Here is a 16878-nt window from a genome sequence, read left to right on the forward strand (position 1 = left end):
TTTTTATAATACCTTTTCCATCTTTTTAATTCGAATTTCAATTGAAAGCGTTGTATAAAAATAAATTTGATGAACTTCAACTTCATAAATCGTTTTATCAAATTCGTACTTTTTATTTTCAATTGCTTTTTTTAAGATATCCCTGCTTCGATACGCACTTTCAATATCTTGGGCAATTAAGTGCTGCGCTTCTTCATCAACGCTTTTTTGAATATTGTATTCAACGACAGAATTGACTTTATAACGATGACCGTTTACTAATTTTACTTTTACATTTTGAATAATTAAATGCTGCTTCATTTCCTTGTTTAATGCTTTTACATCTTCTTGCCATGCGCTAATTTGCAAATTTGCTTTTTTTAGCTTATCATTAGCAATTCGAATCTCCTCTAGCTCTCTATCTCTTGAAACGCCGTAAATCGTTAAAAACACTCCCCAGCTGACAATTGCTCCAATGACAATACCGGCAAAAAAACGCTGCCAGTCGGAGCGCTTGAACATTCGCTCACTGGGTACCCTCATACAAAGTGCTCCTGCGTTAACCACTTGATGATCAGAGCCCCGGTCTGAGCTCCTCCCATAGCGGATAGAATTAAAAGAATTTGTTTGAATACATCTTTTGTCGCTCCTTCAAAGAGTCCTCGCTCAAAGCTGTAAAACGTATCAAATGTTCCTCCGATGGCTCCGACAATGGCCCAGATTTTTAGACTATTGCTGAGGGTATGCATGACGTACAGGGGAGATTTTCCAATTAAAAATCCCGCAAATGCTCCGATTAATGAACCACCTAAAATAATGCCTAATGAAGTAAAGTAGCTCCAAATAAAAAGAGACATAAAAGGCTCTTTTGCCATGATGCGTCCTCCTTTGCTATTTTATTGATAACTCATGCTTCCTACATATATATGGACAAACGTTCAGAGTTATGTAATTTGTCTACGTCCGCAACAAAATTTATAATGAGAATAAAGAATTAAAGAAAGGTGGGAAGTCCTGTGCCTTTTGTTCACTTACAGCTTCAAAGTTCTTATAGCTTACTAAGCAGTTCTGTTCGTATTCATGAACTTGTAGAAACAGCTAAAAGAATGAACTATGAAGCGATTGCTTTGACCGATGAAAATGTAATGTACGGAGTCATTCCTTTTTATAAAGCCTGCGTGAAAGCGGGGATTAAGCCGATTATTGGGCTCACACTATCAATTTTGGAACATGAAGAAAGCGAGCAAGCGTATCCTTTAGTTTTGCTAGCAGAAAATGATAAGGGCTATGAAAATCTATTAAAACTAAGCAGTTTAGTTCAAACAAAGGAAAAACACGGTGTAAAGAAAAAATGGCTCCAGCATTATAGCAGCGGGCTGATTGCTATTACACCTGGCGTAAGGGGAGAAGTAGAAACTCTGCTAGCAGAAAACAAGCTTCAAGATGCAAAGCGAGTGCTTCAATTCTTTAAAAAAGTATATTCTCAGTCTTTGTATATATCGATACAGCGCCACGGACAGGATGAAACTTTGATAAATCAGCAGTTAACGGAGCTTGCTGCTGAAGAAAATGTCCCGCTCGTAGCAACGAATCAAGTGAAATATTTAAAAAAAGAAGATCGGGACGCATATGATTGCTTAGCGGCTATTCGAGACGGAGAGAAGTTACATAGCGGTGAACAGGTGCAAGAAGAAAGCAGCGAGTACTATTTCAAATCACCTCATGAAATGGAAGTTCTCTTTCATGATCAGCATTTTTTAATAGAAGAAAGTATAAAAATCGCAAGACGATGCGAGCTTAAAATTTCTCTAGGCGTAATGTCCATTCCAAAATACCCTGTTCCTCCGTCAGTTACATCATCAACCTACTTGCGCACTCTTTGCGAAAAAGGACTGCAAGAAAGAGTTCAAGTAATCACGGAACAATATCAGAAACGCTTAGATTATGAGCTGAACATTATTGAAAGTATGCGCTTTAGCGATTACTTCCTTATCGTATGGGATTTTATGAATTATGCTCATGAACATGGTATTTTAACAGGTCCAGGCCGTGGCTCAGCGGCGGGCTCACTAGTTTCATACACCTTACGAATTACAAATGTTGATCCACTTCAGCATCAGCTTCTCTTTGAGCGCTTTTTAAATCCTGAACGTATTTCGATGCCTGATATTGATATCGATTTTCCTGATAATAAACGAGATCAAGTCATTCAGTATGTGGCTCAAAAATATGGAGCGCTGCATGTAGCTCAAATTATTACATTTGGAACATTAGCGGCTAAAGCAGCCGTACGCGATGTAGGAAGAGTGATGGGATTTGATCAAGAGGCGCTAAACAAAATGTCCAAAGCGATCCCAACTAAACCAGGTACAACGTTAAAAAGTGCTCTTCGTGATTCAAGAGTTCTTCAAGACTATTTATCTGAAAATGAAGCCCGAAAGCAATGGTATAACATTGCCATGAAGATAGAAGGACTGCCAAGGCATACTTCCACACACGCAGCAGGCGTTGTGATCAGTGAGAAGCCGCTGACGCAATCTATAGCTGTACAAGAAGGACATGATAATGTATATCTGACTCAATATCCAATGGAAGCTCTGCAAGACGTTGGGCTTTTGAAAATGGACTTTTTAGGTTTGCGCAACTTAACCATTTTAGATCACATTTTAAAGAAAATTGAGCGGGACATGAATCAAAAGCTGTCACTGTCTCACATTCCATTTAACGATGAGAAAACTTTTGAACTGCTGAGCAAAGGAGATACGACAGGGATTTTTCAGCTGGAGTCAGATGGAATGAGAAGAGTTCTTCAGCAATTAAAACCTACAGAGCTAGAAGATATTGTAGCAGTTAACGCGCTGTATAGACCCGGTCCGATGGAAAATATTCCAACCTATATTAAGCGCAAGCACGGAGTGGAGAGCGTCATATATGACCATCCTACGCTTCAAGACATTTTACAATCCACGCATGGCGTTATCGTGTATCAGGAGCAAATTATGCAGATTGCTTCAAAGATGGCTGGTTTTTCCCTTGGAGAAGCAGATTTATTGAGAAGAGCAGTTAGTAAAAAAGAACGAGCCGTGCTTGATCGTGAACGAGCACATTTTGTTCAAGGAAGCGAGAAGAAAGGATATGACCTATCCGTTGCTAATCGGGTCTATGACCTTATTGTGCGCTTTGCTGATTATGGCTTCAACCGGAGCCATGCCGTTGCTTACAGTATGGTGGCTTATCAGTTAGCTTATTTAAAAGCGCATTATCCTCTACAGTTCTTTTCAGCGTTGTTAACGAGCGTTATTGGAAACGAAGGGAAAATTGCTCAATATATTAATGAACTCAAAAGAAAAAAAATACAAGTTCTCCCACCTTCTATTAACAAGAGTATGTATTCGTTTAATGTAGAAGGTGAAAGAATAAGATATAGCCTTGCAGCGATTAAACATATTGGTGCGGCAGCTATGCAGGAAATAACAGAAGAGAGAAAGAAAAAAAGATTTGAAGACTTATTTGATTTTTGTGCACGTGTTTCACCAAAAGTCGTGAATAAAAAAGCGCTTGAAGCTATGATTTTGTCTGGAGGCTTTGATGAATTTGGAGAAAATCGAGCAACTTTATTAGCAACGATTGATGTAGCATTTGAACACGCAAGCTTGGTGCTCCCTGATGACGACTTTGGATTTGGAGCTGAATTTTCGTTAAAGCCTAAATATATGGAAAAAGAGGAACTGAAAATAGAAGATCGGCTTCAGTATGAAAAAGATATGCTAGGTTTTTATTTATCAAGCCACCCTGCTTCTCAGTATGAAGCACTAAATTCATTTTATTCTGTTGTTTCTCTTCACGATATGAAAGAATACGCTTCAGGAAAAGCGGTCTCTCTTTTAGTATTTGTGTTGGATATTCGCGTCATTCGCACGAAAAAAGGAGAGCAAATGGCCTTTTTGCGCATTACGGATGAAAGTGGAGAAGGAGAAGTTGTTGCGTTTCCCCGCGTATTTGAGCAAAATCGTCTTTTGTTTGAACAAGGGAAGGTTTTACTGATACAAGGAAAGATAGATGAAAGAAATGGACAGCAGCAAATTGTTTGTCAACGTGCTGAAGCTGCTAGCGAAGCGGTCCGAAAATTACCGTCAGAAGAATTGTACTTACGTATAGAAACAAAGCAAGGTACGGAAAAGCTGCTTCATACTATTTATCAGCATTTTCAGTCTCATAGAGGAGAAATTCCCGTGAAAATTTATTATGAGGCAGAACGTCAATTGGTCAAGCTTCCTGTTCACTATTCTGTTGAACGAAGCGATGAGTTGATAAAAACTTTAAAAGCAATGCTTGGAGAGAAGCACGTTGTGTTCAAGAAGATATAGTCTTTACAGATTTCATGTGATGTTATATGGTAAAATAGTTAAAAAAGTGGTCTGACCACCGTTTTTTTATAAAATATACGAATTAGATGCGTTTTTCTTGAAATGAAATGCAATTGGATTTATAACATCATATGAGTGTGGGAAAGAACATGGTTCAGGCGCAGTATTTGTTATCATTTTGTTTATTGGGAGTGAAATTCATTGTCTTTACGTGAAGAAGCATTGCATATGCACCGCATTAACAAAGGTAAACTAGAATCAAAGTCCAAAATTCCTGTTCGAAACGCAGAGGATTTAAGCCTTGCTTATTCCCCTGGTGTAGCAGAACCTTGCAAAGAAATATATGATGATGTAAACAATGTATATGAATATACGATGAAAGGAAATATGGTAGCTGTTGTATCTGATGGCACTGCCGTATTGGGCTTGGGCAATATAGGCCCTGAAGCTGCTCTGCCAGTAATGGAAGGGAAAGCTGTCCTTTTTAAAAGTTTTGCCGGCGTAGATGCATTCCCAATTTGTTTAAACACGACAGATGTGGACAAAATTATAGAAACTGTTAAATTGCTAGAACCTACTTTTGGAGGCGTTAATTTAGAAGATATTGCGGCTCCTAACTGTTTTGAAATTGAAGAGCGGTTGAAAAAGGAAACAAATATCCCGGTTTTTCATGATGATCAGCATGGGACGGCTATTGTTACGGTAGCGGGTCTTCTTAATGCCCTGAAGCTGACAGGAAGAAAAATGTCACAAATCAAAGTGGTAGCGAATGGAGCAGGAGCTGCTGGCATTGCTATTATTAAATTATTATACAGCTATGGAGTGCGCGATATTATTATGTGTGATTCCAAAGGAACGATTTATGACAAGCGTCCTCACGGCATGAACCGTATAAAAGATGAAGTTGCAGCCTATACAAATCGAAGCAAAGTAGAAGGTACGTTAGCCGATGCGTTAGAAGAAGCTGACGTATTTATTGGAGTTTCGGTTGAAGGAGCACTCACACCGGAAATGATTGGAAAGATGAATCCAGACCCAATCATTTTTGCAATGGCAAATCCAGTGCCTGAAATTATGCCAGAAGAAGCTAAGAAAGCTGGCGCGAAAGTAATCGGCACCGGACGTTCAGATTTTCCTAATCAAGTGAACAACGTCTTAGCGTTTCCGGGGATATTTCGAGGTGCACTAGATGTGCGTGCTACTCATATTAATGAAAAAATGAAAATGGCTGCAGTTGAGGCCATTGCTAATTTAATTACGGAAGAGGACTTGAATACAGACTATGTGATTCCAGGGCCATTTGATGCCCGAGTGGCTCCGGCAGTAGCTGCCGCTGTTGCAAAAGCAGCTATGGAAACAGGCGTTGCCCGAATAAAAGTAAAGCCAGAAGCCGTAGCTGAAAATACACGTCGTTTAGCGATTATTGAATAAGGTTACATCAACTGTTCTTTGACAGGCATGATGCTTCAAGCATGCCTGTTAAAGTAATGTAAAGTGAGTGGTAATAAACTTGAAGAATGAACGTTCAAAAGTATATGTAGAAATTCTAAAACAAATTCGCCAGCTAATGGAAGATGATCGTTTAACTACGGGTGATAAAATCCCGTCAGAACGAGAACTTTCTGAACGGTTAGGCGCAGGACGTTCTTCCGTTCGAGAAGCGCTCAGAGCGTTAGAGCTAATTGGGTTGATTGAAACCAGAAGAGGTGAAGGTACGTTTATTAAAGAAGTGGGAGATCATCAATTTATTGATTTATTAGCTACTTTTTTAATACAAGACGGTAAAACAAAATCAGACTTAATTCAGACGAGATATATTCTTGAAAAAAGCTGTTTGTTTTCTGTTTTAGCAGAACAGAACGAAATCAATGTTTCGAAAGCAATTCAAAAGCAGAATGACGAGTGTTTAAAGAACTTGTTTGACTATTTGTTTTCTTTGCAGCCTAATCGGCTATTGCACCGAATTTGGCTGATTATTTGCCGTTTTTCTCAAACCTTTCAACAAAACTCAGCGCCAAGCGACACTCTTATAAATGAATTAGTAGAGGCGCTAGTTAAAAAAGATGAAGCAGCTGTATTAAATCTTCACCATCAGTGCTACAAACAAGTGTGAAAGAAGGAATTTGTCGAAAGAGACATGCCATCTTTCTACACAAAATCAAACCGTCATCTAGTAAAGTAAATAGCAACTAATAAAGTGAAGCGAACAATTCATCCAATTTTTTCTTATCTGGCGCTTGTTTTTGCGTTTGAGACGGGCTTTCATAACTTTTAAAGTAGAAGAAGAGGAAGAAGAAAGGTTCTTATGTTAAAGAAAAGAACCAAAAGGAGGTTACACCTTGTTACGAGATTTATTTACAAAAAACACAAAAACTCCAAAAAAACGAAAATATGCTACGATTCCTTCTGAGCATATGAGACAAGATGTACCTGAAGGGATTATGACCAAGTGTAAAAAGTGCAAGAAAATCATGTATACAAAAGAGTTAAATAAAAACTTAAAAGTATGCTTAAACTGTGGATATCATCATCAAATGACAGCGCCGGAGCGTATTGAAAGCTTGATCGACAGCGGTACGTTTGTTGAATACGACAAAGATATGACGTCAGAAAATCCTCTTGGGTTCCCGGATTATCTTGAAAAGCTCGAAAAAGATCGTGAGAAAACTAATTTAAGTGAAGCGATTGTTACGGGTGAAGGGGATATTGAAGGGATTAAAGTAGTGGTTGCTGTTATGGATTCACATTTCCGTATGGGAAGCATGGGTTCTGTAGTAGGTGAGAAAATTACTCGCGCCATTGAAAAAGCAAAGGAAATGCATGTTCCATTCCTTATTTTTACAGCTTCAGGCGGTGCACGTATGCAAGAAGGTGTTCTGAGCTTGATGCAAATGGCTAAAACTAGCGCAGCCCTTAAAATGTTCAGTGATGAAGGCGGCTTAATCATTTCGATCATGACACACCCTACTACGGGAGGAGTGTCAGCAAGCTTTGCTTCGCTAGGCGATTATAATTTAGCCGAGCCGGGTGCGTTAATTGGCTTTGCTGGAAGACGTATTATTGAACAAACGATTAGAGAAGAGCTTCCAGAAGATTTTCAGACGTCTGAATTTCTGTTGAAGCATGGTCAGCTAGATGGAGTTATTGACCGTCACGATTTAAAAGAAACGTTAACAACTATTTTAGATATACACGTAGCAGGAGGTGACATCGAGTGGTAAGTGAATTAGAGTTTGAACGTCCAATTGTTGAGTTACGCGACAAGATTGCAGAACTGAAAGAGTTTGCTAAAAATACAGAAGTGGATTTATCTAGCGAAATTGATAAGTTGGAAAAGCGCTTAGAAAAAGTAGAAAACGATATTTACAATCATCTAAGCCCGTGGAACCGTGTTCAAATTGCTCGTCATCCTGAGCGTCCTACAACACTCGATTATATTTCTCGCTTGTTCACAAACTTTTTAGAGTGTCATGGAGATCGCTTTTATGGAGATGATGAAGCAATCGTCGGAGGAATTGCCAAGTTTAATGGCGTGCCCGTTACCGTGATTGGGCATCAGAGAGGTAAAGATACGAAAGAAAATATTCGCCGTAATTTTGGTATGCCTCATCCTGAAGGCTACCGTAAAGCACTGCGCCTAATGAAGCAAGCGGAGAAATTTAACCGCCCAATTATTTGCTTTATTGATACAAAAGGAGCTTATCCAGGGAAAGCGGCAGAAGAGCGCGGACAAAGCGAAGCTATTGCGAAAAACCTTTTCGAAATGGCTGGCTTAACTGTACCTGTTATTTGTATTGTAATTGGAGAAGGAGGAAGCGGAGGAGCCTTGGCATTAGGTTTAGGAAATCACCTTCATATGCTTGAGAACTCGACGTATTCAGTTATTTCTCCAGAAGGAGCGGCTGCCATTCTTTGGAAAGATTCTTCTCTTGCGAAAAAAGCTGCTGAAACGATGAAGATTACAGCACCAGATTTGAAAGAACTGGGTATTGTAGATGAAATGGTTTCAGAGGTAAAAGGCGGAGCTCACCGAGATATCGATGCACAAGCTGGATACATGGAAAGCATTATCAAGAAATCATTAAAAGAGCTGATGAATTTATCAAAAGAAGAGCTAGTGGAAGAGCGTTATTTAAAATACAAAAAAATCGGACAATTTGCAGCTGAAAACGATGCCATTACTATAAAATAAAGAAACGTGCACTCTTGAAAAATAAGGGTGCGCGTTTTTGTGCGGTTTGTATAGCCCTTCTCTATTGTGTTTACAAGTTCTTCGTGGTATTTTATAGACAGCAAAAACCTTTAAGTAAAAGTAGAAAAAGAGTGTTTTTAAAAAATTTCCTATGGTTATTAGCAGCTGTGCGAGCGTTTGTCTTTTCTCTAATACTTGAGATATATAAGACAAATCAGGCAGCAAGTATTGCTGTATGAATTGCAGGGAATAGTAAAACAAGAAGCAAACGATGAAGAAATTCATCGTTAAAGTGCTGTGTATTTGTTTGCTATTTGATTCAGCGCTACGTAGGTGTTTCATAAGTTACACGTAAAGCAAGGTGAACGAGTTAAGGTAACAAAATATTTGTTCACAGCCTGCTTGTAAAAGGTTAGTAAAGGAAATAGCTGTTTGCTCTACTTAAAGAGTAAATAGTAAATATATAGGAGGAAATTTGAATGCGTAAAACTAAAATTGTATGTACTATTGGACCAGCGAGTGAAAGTGTAGAAAAATTAGTTGAACTAATTAACTCAGGCTTAAACGTTTGTCGCCTAAACTTCTCTCACGGTGACTTTGAAGAGCACGGTGCACGTATTGTTAACATTCGTGAAGCTGCGAAACAAACAGGTAAAACAGTAGGTATCTTACTTGATACAAAAGGACCTGAAATTCGTACAAACACAATGGAAAATGGTGCAATTGAGTTAGAAGAAGGCGCTGAAATCATTGTTTCTATGACAGAAGTAGTGGGAACAACTGAAAAATTCTCAATTACATATCCAGGTCTAATTGATGACGTACACGTAGGATCAAAAATCCTTTTAGATGACGGTTTAATCGGTCTTGAAGTACTAGACGTCAATAAAACTGATGGTGAAATCAAAACGAAAGTCCTTAACCCTGGTACATTAAAAAATAAAAAAGGTGTAAACGTGCCAAACGTAAGTGTAAACCTTCCTGGTATCACTGAAAAAGATGCAAACGATATTGTATTTGGTATCGAACAAGGCATTGATTTTATCGCTGCTTCTTTTGTGCGTCGTGCATCTGATGTATTAGAAATTCGTGAACTACTAGAAAAACACAATGCAGCTCACATTCAAATCATCTCAAAAATCGAAAACCAAGAAGGCGTAGATAACATCAAAGAAATTCTTGAAGTTTCAGACGGCTTAATGGTTGCTCGTGGTGACTTAGGAGTAGAAATTCCTGCTGAAGAAGTACCATTAGTACAAAAAGATCTGATCAAACAATGTAATGCACTTGGCAAACCAGTTATTACAGCTACACAAATGCTTGATTCAATGCAACGCAACCCGCGCCCGACTCGTGCGGAAGCAAGTGACGTTGCCAATGCTATCTTTGATGGTACAGATGCAATTATGTTATCTGGTGAAACAGCTGCAGGTTCTTACCCAGTTGAAGCTGTACAAACAATGCATTCAATTGCTTCTCGTGCTGAGCAAGCTCTAAACTACTCTGAGATTTTACAACAGCGCAGCAAGCAAGTTGGCCCATCTATTACAGATGCAATCGGACAATCTGTTGTACACACAGCGCTTAACTTAAACGCTAGTGCAATCGTAGCGCCAACAGAAAGTGGTTATACAGCGAAAATCGTTTCTAAATATCGTCCGCAATCTCCAATCGTAGCTGTTGCAGCAAACGATTCTGTTGCACGTCGTCTGTCTCTAGTATGGGGTGTTACACCAGTTGTTGGTGAGCGCGTAAGTACAATTGACGACATGTTAGATCACGCTGTAAATGACGCAGTAAAAACAGGCGTTGTAGCACACGGTGATTTAGTTGTTATTACTGCTGGTGTTCCAGTTGGAGAATCAGGTGCAACGAACTTAATGAAAGTTCAAGTTGTAGGTGACGTTCTTGCTAAAGGACAAGGAATTGGTCGTAAAGCAGCAGTTGGTAAAGTAGTTATTGCTAAAACTGCTGAAGAAGCAAATGCAAAAATGACTGAAGGTGCTATCCTTGTTACAAACAGCACAGATCGCGATATGATCAGTGCAATCGAAAAAGCAGGGGCTCTTATTACGGAAGAAGGCGGTCTAACAAGCCATGCAGCTGTAGTAGGATTAAACTTAAGCATTCCTGTCATTGTAGGCGTAGAAAACGCAACAAGCGTATTCTCAGAAGATCAAGATATTACAGTTGATGCTTCACGTGGTGTTGTATACAACGGACACGCAAGCGTACTGTAAGAACACGTAGATGATTGAAAAAAGAGAAGGGGAAATCCTTCTCTTTTTGTTTAGGCAATTCAATAAGCGAAGAGGTGATGATGGTGAGGAAGCTCCTTCCGCTCCTTCTTATTGTACCTGCTGTTGAGGTAATGATTTTGATTTATTCAAGTCATCTCATTGGTGTAATGTCAACATTTTTACTGATTATTGCTACCAGTTTTATTGGTGCGTTTCTAGCGAAAAAACAAGGAACATCTCTTTTTCAAAAGGCACAGCGTCAGATGAGCCAGGGACATGTTCCGAGCGGTGAAATCCTTGATGGTATGTGTGTACTATTTGGCGGACTGTTTCTGCTGTTTCCAGGCTTCTTGACAGATGTTGTGGGCTTTATCTTTTTACTGCCGTTTACACGCAGAATCGTTAAGCCTTTTCTTTTAACGTGGCTAAGAAGATTTTTTCAAGGGCGTAATCGAATGACGATTATACGTTAACTAGAAAGTGTGTGAAAGAAGCTTCTTTCACACACTTTTTCATTTTCCTATAATAAACTGCCACGTTTCTTTAAAAACCCCCGTTGTATGAAGTGTTTTTAGAATAACAAGAATAACAGGGCCAACTATTAATCCGAAAAATCCAATCAGTTGATATCCTACAAATAAAGCAATTAATGTAGCGAGAGGATCAAGACCAATGCTTGATGACAAAATTTTTGGTTCCATAATTTGTCGCTGCACAAGTACTACAGCATATAGTACCGAAAGCCCTACAGCAAATGACACGTTATCTGTTGCAAAGGCATAAATCATCCACGGAACAAAAACCAGTCCTGTTCCGAGATAAGGAAGAATATCTACTAAGCCGATTAATAAAGCGACTGTAATAGCATAATCAACCTTAAGAACAAGTAAACCAAAAAGAACGATGATTGTAGTGATCGAAATAAGCGTAAGCTGAGCTTTAATAAAACCAAACAGTGCATTTTTAAGCTCCAGAACAACTGTCTGTCCATTTTCTCTTACTTTTTTAGGAATAAACAAGCTGCTTTTAGCCATCAGCTTGTACCAATCTTTACTAATAAAAAAAGTAGCCAGCAATGAAAAAATAATCACAGTAGCTGCATTAGGCAATACGGATAAAAGTACTGGGATGCTTTGCAATACATTTTGCAGAAAATCGCCCACCGTTTGAGCGATATGGTTGCCTACCCCTTTAATGTTCGATAAAATAGTTGCTTGCTGACCGGTATTTAAGTTATTAAACATAGAAGTAATACGTTCATAAAACGGAAGTATTTGTTCTGTAGCAATATTTTCAATAAATATGACCACTTCTTTGAAATTTGTGGGAACAACTTTCGCTAAGTACGTACTTCCTGCAATGATTTCTGTGATAAGTAACGTAATAAGTCCGGCCAAAAGAGAGAAGATAAGAACCATTGACAGTAAAACAGCTAAGTAGCGAGGTAAACGCAGCTTCAATTCAAATAGATTAACCATAGGATTTATAAAAAAAGCGATGCAGCAGGCGATAATAAATGGATATATGAGAGAAGAGACATAATAACTAAAAAATATAGATGCTGCAATAATTACCAACACACAAGCTAAGCGAAATAGTCGATGTAAATGGAGCTTGTACACAATAAATAGAGGCCTCCTTGTAAACGATAGTCAACAAAAGAAAAAGCTACTCATAAAATATTTACGTAATACGCTTTAGATTTATCACAATAAAAAAAGAAAGGATGAGTAAAATGTTCTCACAACCCATGCTTTTTTTAGCTGTTTTACTCGTAATTGGATTAGTGGCTAAAAACCAATCATTAATCATTGCAGTTGCATTTTTACTTATTTTAAAATTAATCGGGTTAGACGGTAAGATTTTTCCGTTTCTACAATCAAAAGGAATTAATATTGGAGTAACGGTTATTACGATTGCCGTTCTTGTGCCAATTGCAACAGGAGACATAGGGTTCAAACAATTAGGAGAAGCCGTGAAATCTTCGTATGCCTGGATTGCTTTAGGAGCCGGAATTGCTGTAGCAATTATTGCCAAATATGGACTTACGCTCTTGGAAGATGATCCGCATATTACGACCGCTTTAGTTTTTGGCACAATTCTTGCTGTGGCGCTGTTTCAAGGGGTAGCAGTAGGTCCGTTAATCGGTGCTGGAATCGCTTATTTATTTATGAAATTAACCGAACTTTTTTCGTAGAAATTTTTGTATAATAATAATTTTTTTAAAATTTCTTCTCTCTTTTGATTCACAAAAGTCAGATAATTGTTTATAATATATTTTGAGGCCGCATCTTTTTACATACAATTGTATGTTTTACCTATAGGGCTGTAACAAAACAATGACACATGCAGATGTTTTGATTTTGTGTGTTATTGAAACAAATGGAAATGTAAGCATTTTCTTTGCGTGGGGTGAAGGAATGTTCTTCCAAGATATATATTCAAAAGAGGCGCTTCGTATATCACTTAATGTCTAGTTGAGCAGAGGCTCAATTTTGTTTTTCACGTTTTACACAGAAAGGTATGGGGAATTTTTTCTGTAAAGGAGTGGAGATTTATGACAGCAACTCGAGGTCTAGAAGGGGTAGTCGCTACAACGTCAGCAGTAAGTTCAATTATTGATGACACTTTAACATATCAAGGCTACAATATTGATGATTTAGCGAATTATGCAACATTTGAAGAAGTGGTGTATTTACTATGGCACGGAAAATTACCTAACAAAGAAGAATTATCTGTGTTTTCTAGATTACTAGCAGAAAACGCTAAATTACCCCAAGAAGTCTTAGATCATTTCAAAACTTATCCAATTAAAGATGTTCATCCAATGGCAGCTTTAAGAACAGTCGTATCACTATTGGGGTTGTACGATCCTGAAGCTGATCTAATGGATGAAGAAGCAAATTATCGCAAAGCTGTTCGTTTGCAAGCACAATTACCAACGGTGGTAACGGCTTTTTCAAGAGTCCGTAACGGATTAGAGCCAATTGAACCAAACGAAAACTATAGCATTGCCGCTAACTTTTTATATATGTTAACTGGCGAAGAGCCAACTGATATCCAAGTAGAGGCATTTGATAAGGCACTTGTCTTACACGCTGACCATGAGCTAAATGCTTCAACTTTTACAGCTCGTGTCTGTGTGGCAACATTATCCGATATTTATTCAGGAATTACAGCCGCTATTGGAGCGTTAAAGGGTCCTCTTCACGGGGGAGCGAATGAAGCTGTTATGAAAATGTTGTCTGACATTCAAACAGTTGAAAACGCAGAACCTTATATTCGCGAAAAGCTCGCGAAAAAAGAAAAGATTATGGGATTTGGACATCGTGTGTATCAGCAGGGTGATCCTCGTGCCAAGCACTTGAAAGAAATGTCTGAAAAACTTACCAAACAAGCAGGAGATACAACGCTATACGATATGTCAGTGAAAATTGAAGAGATCGTAACAGGCGAGAAAAAGCTTCCGCCAAACGTTGATTTCTATTCAGCTTCTGTATACCACAGCTTAGGTATTGATCACGATCTATTTACTCCGATCTTTGCCGTAAGCCGCGTATCAGGATGGATTGCTCACATTTTAGAGCAGTATTCAAACAATCGTTTGATTCGTCCAAGAGCTGATTATATCGGTCCTGGAAAACAAACGTACATTCCGCTTGAAGAGCGCAGCTAAACAATGTGACGAAGGTGCTCACGTTCGTTGAGCACTTTTCCATAAGTGAAAGTAGACAAATTTTTTAAGGAGGTCATTCTCATGACAAAAGGTGAACAAATTTCTGTAGCAAACGGCGTGTTAAACGTACCAAATAATCCAATTATTCCATTTATCGAAGGTGACGGAATTGGTCCGGATATCTGGGCAGCAGCTTCCCGCGTATTAGAAGCAGCGGTTGCAAAAGCATACAATGGTGAAAAAGAAATCGTTTGGAAAGAAGTATTAGCAGGTGAAAAAGCATTTAATCAAACTGGCGAATGGTTACCGGAAGAAACGTTAGATGCAATTCGCGAATACATAATTGCAATCAAAGGACCATTAACAACACCAGTAGGCGGTGGAATTCGTTCTCTAAACGTGGCATTGCGTCAAGAATTAGACTTATTCACATGCTTACGTCCTGTTCGCTACTTTGACGGCGTACCTTCTCCAATTAAGCGCCCAGAAGATACAGATATGGTTATCTTCCGTGAAAACACTGAAGATATTTATGCTGGTATTGAATATGCAAAGGGTTCTGAAGAAGTACAAAAACTTGTTTCATTCCTACAAACGGAATTAGGCGTAAATAAAATCCGTTTCCCTGAAACTTCTGGATTAGGTATTAAGCCTATTTCTTCTGAAGGAACAGAGCGTCTTGTGCGTGCAGCAATCAACTATGCAATTGAACAGGGCCGCAAGTCTGTTACGCTTGTACACAAAGGTAACATTATGAAATATACAGAAGGCGCATTTAAAAATTGGGGCTATGAGCTAGCTGAAAAAGAATTCGGCGATAAAGTATTTACTTGGGCTCAATATGACCGCATCGTTGAAAAAGAAGGTGCACAAGCTGCAAACAAAGCTCAAGCAGAAGCGGAAGCAGCAGGGAAAATTATTGTAAAAGATTCAATTGCAGATATCTTCTTACAACAAATTTTAACTCGTCCACGTGAATTTGATGTAGTAGCAACAATGAATTTAAATGGAGATTACATTTCAGATGCATTAGCAGCACAAGTTGGCGGTATCGGAATTGCTCCAGGAGCAAACATCAACTATGAAACTGGACATGCTATCTTTGAAGCCACTCACGGTACAGCACCTAAATATGCTGGTTTAGATAAAGTAAACCCATCTTCTGTATTATTATCAGGTGTGTTAATGCTTGAACACCTTGGCTGGAATGAAGCAGCGGATTTAATCATGAAATCAATGGAAAAAACAATTGCTTCAAAAGTAGTAACATATGATTTCGCACGTTTAATGGACGGTGCAACAGAAGTGAAGTGTTCAGAGTTTGCTGATGAATTAATTAGCAATCTAGGAAAACAAGTAACAGTTTAATAGCTATTCATTTAGGGGAGGAATTATAATGGCAAATATGCGTAAAAAAGTATCTGTTATCGGAGCGGGCTTTACGGGAGCTACAACTGCTTTTTTAATTGGTCAAAAAGAATTAGCTGATGTTGTATTAGTTGATATTCCGCAATTAGAAAATCCAGCTAAAGGTAAAGCGCTGGATATGTTAGAAGCAAGTCCTGTACAAGGCTTTGACGCTAACATTACAGGAACAGCCAACTACGAAGACACAGCTGACTCTGACATTGTCATTATTACAGCTGGTATCGCGCGTAAGCCAGGTATGAGTCGCGATGATTTAGTCACAACAAACCAAAAAATTATGAAGTCTGTTACTCAAGAAGTTGTTAAATACTCGCCAAACTGTCACATTATCGTGTTAACAAACCCGGTAGATGCTATGACGTACACAGTATTTAAAGAATCTGGTTTTCCTAAAAACCGTGTAATCGGTCAATCAGGCGTGTTAGATTCTGCACGTTTCCGTACGTTCGTAGCGCAGGAGTTAAACATTTCAGTGAAAGATATCACAGGCTTTGTACTTGGTGGACATGGCGACGATATGGTACCTCTTGTACGCTACTCATATGCTGGCGGTATTCCTCTTGAAACGCTTATTCCCAAAGCGCGTCTTGAAGCAATTGTTGAAAGAACACGCAAAGGCGGCGGCGAGATCGTAAACTTATTAGGGAACGGAAGTGCGTACTACGCTCCTGCTGCTTCTTTAGTGGAAATGACAGAAGCGATCTTAAAAGATCAGCGTCGTATTTTACCAGCGATTGCTTACCTAGAAGGTGAATATGGTTATAACGGCATCTACTTAGGTGTTCCGACCGTATTAGGAGCTGCAGGAATTGAGCAAGTAATTGAATTAGAACTTACTGATTCTGAAAAAGCTGCGTTAGATCAATCAGCAAAATCAGTCAAAACTGTCATGGGTGTATTAGCTTAATACAATAAAGTAGGTTTGAGTATAGGTTTTTATCAATATTCAAACAATAGTCACAAGGAAAATTCGAGGGAAACCTCGAATTTTTCTTG

General features: G+C 38.7%; 14 protein-coding genes. 11 read left to right on the forward strand and 3 right to left on the reverse strand.

Features of this window, described 5'->3' with window-relative positions:
• Positions 1–3: 3 nt before the first annotated feature.
• Entirely contained in the window at positions 4–522 is a 519-nt protein-coding gene (gene ytrI / locus ACOZIR_RS00640) for a sporulation membrane protein YtrI (RefSeq protein ID WP_045291194.1), read from the reverse strand.
• A complete protein-coding gene (locus tag ACOZIR_RS00645) occupies positions 519–854 on the reverse strand; it encodes a YtrH family sporulation protein (protein ID WP_045291192.1) in 336 nt (111 codons plus the stop codon). The genes ytrI and ACOZIR_RS00645 overlap by 4 nt, the downstream gene beginning before the upstream one ends.
• Before the next feature lie 141 nt (positions 855–995).
• Here ACOZIR_RS00645 and dnaE point away from each other — a divergent pair, with 141 nt between their 5' ends.
• The 7 genes from dnaE (at position 996) to ACOZIR_RS00680 (ending at position 11251) form a co-directional block, all read left to right on the forward strand.
• Entirely contained in the window at positions 996–4346 is a 3351-nt protein-coding gene (gene dnaE / locus ACOZIR_RS00650; RefSeq protein ID WP_045291190.1) for a DNA polymerase III subunit alpha, read from the forward strand.
• Between the two features lie 201 nt (positions 4347–4547).
• The gene (locus ACOZIR_RS00655) at positions 4548–5777 is read left to right on the forward strand and encodes an NAD(P)-dependent malic enzyme (protein WP_013059453.1); all 1230 of its coding nucleotides are present in this window, start codon (positions 4548–4550) and stop codon (positions 5775–5777) included.
• A gap of 79 nt (positions 5778–5856) precedes the next feature.
• On the forward strand, positions 5857–6459 hold the full coding sequence (locus ACOZIR_RS00660) for a FadR/GntR family transcriptional regulator (protein ID WP_045291188.1): 603 nt from the start codon (positions 5857–5859) through the stop codon (positions 6457–6459).
• 226 nt (positions 6460–6685) lie between these two features.
• Positions 6686–7567 carry an acetyl-CoA carboxylase, carboxyltransferase subunit beta gene (accD, locus tag ACOZIR_RS00665; RefSeq protein ID WP_013059451.1) on the forward strand — a complete coding sequence of 294 codons (882 nt, stop codon included), beginning with the start codon at positions 6686–6688 and terminating at the stop codon, positions 7565–7567.
• Positions 7561–8538 (forward strand): acetyl-CoA carboxylase carboxyl transferase subunit alpha, encoded by a 978-nt coding sequence (accA, locus tag ACOZIR_RS00670; RefSeq protein ID WP_045291186.1) that lies wholly within the window; start codon positions 7561–7563, stop codon positions 8536–8538. Before accD ends, accA begins: the two co-directional genes overlap by 7 nt.
• A 479-nt stretch (positions 8539–9017) precedes the next feature.
• Positions 9018–10778, forward strand: coding sequence for a pyruvate kinase (pyk, locus tag ACOZIR_RS00675; protein ID WP_045291184.1), 1761 nt, complete (start codon positions 9018–9020; stop codon positions 10776–10778).
• An 80-nt stretch (positions 10779–10858) separates the two neighbouring features.
• Positions 10859–11251, forward strand: a complete 393-nt coding sequence (locus ACOZIR_RS00680; RefSeq protein WP_025750656.1) for an FxsA family protein — start codon at positions 10859–10861, stop codon at positions 11249–11251.
• Between the two features lie 39 nt (positions 11252–11290).
• Here ACOZIR_RS00680 and ytvI read toward each other — a convergent pair whose 3' ends face one another.
• Positions 11291–12400, reverse strand: a complete 1110-nt coding sequence (gene ytvI / locus ACOZIR_RS00685; RefSeq protein ID WP_045291182.1) for a sporulation integral membrane protein YtvI — start codon at positions 12398–12400, stop codon at positions 11291–11293.
• Between the two features lie 113 nt (positions 12401–12513).
• Here ytvI and ACOZIR_RS00690 point away from each other — a divergent pair, with 113 nt between their 5' ends.
• From ACOZIR_RS00690 to mdh, 4 genes are all read left to right on the forward strand, one after another.
• On the forward strand, positions 12514–12975 hold the full coding sequence (locus tag ACOZIR_RS00690; protein WP_045291179.1) for a DUF441 domain-containing protein: 462 nt from the start codon (positions 12514–12516) through the stop codon (positions 12973–12975).
• 360 nt (positions 12976–13335) lie between these two features.
• Positions 13336–14454: a citrate synthase gene (citZ, locus tag ACOZIR_RS00695; protein WP_016765709.1), complete on the forward strand. Its 1119-nt coding sequence runs from the start codon at positions 13336–13338 to the stop codon at positions 14452–14454.
• 75 nt (positions 14455–14529) lie between these two features.
• On the forward strand, positions 14530–15822 hold the full coding sequence (gene icd, locus ACOZIR_RS00700; RefSeq protein WP_255255780.1) for an NADP-dependent isocitrate dehydrogenase: 1293 nt from the start codon (positions 14530–14532) through the stop codon (positions 15820–15822).
• Between the two features lie 28 nt (positions 15823–15850).
• Entirely contained in the window at positions 15851–16789 is a 939-nt protein-coding gene (mdh, locus tag ACOZIR_RS00705) for a malate dehydrogenase (RefSeq protein WP_013059443.1), read from the forward strand.
• Positions 16790–16878 lie beyond the last annotated feature (89 nt).

The sequence above is a fragment of the Priestia sp. D3YE.R1 genome, from assembly GCF_049199565.1.
GTDB classification, from domain to species: domain Bacteria; phylum Bacillota; class Bacilli; order Bacillales; family Bacillaceae_H; genus Priestia; species Priestia aryabhattai.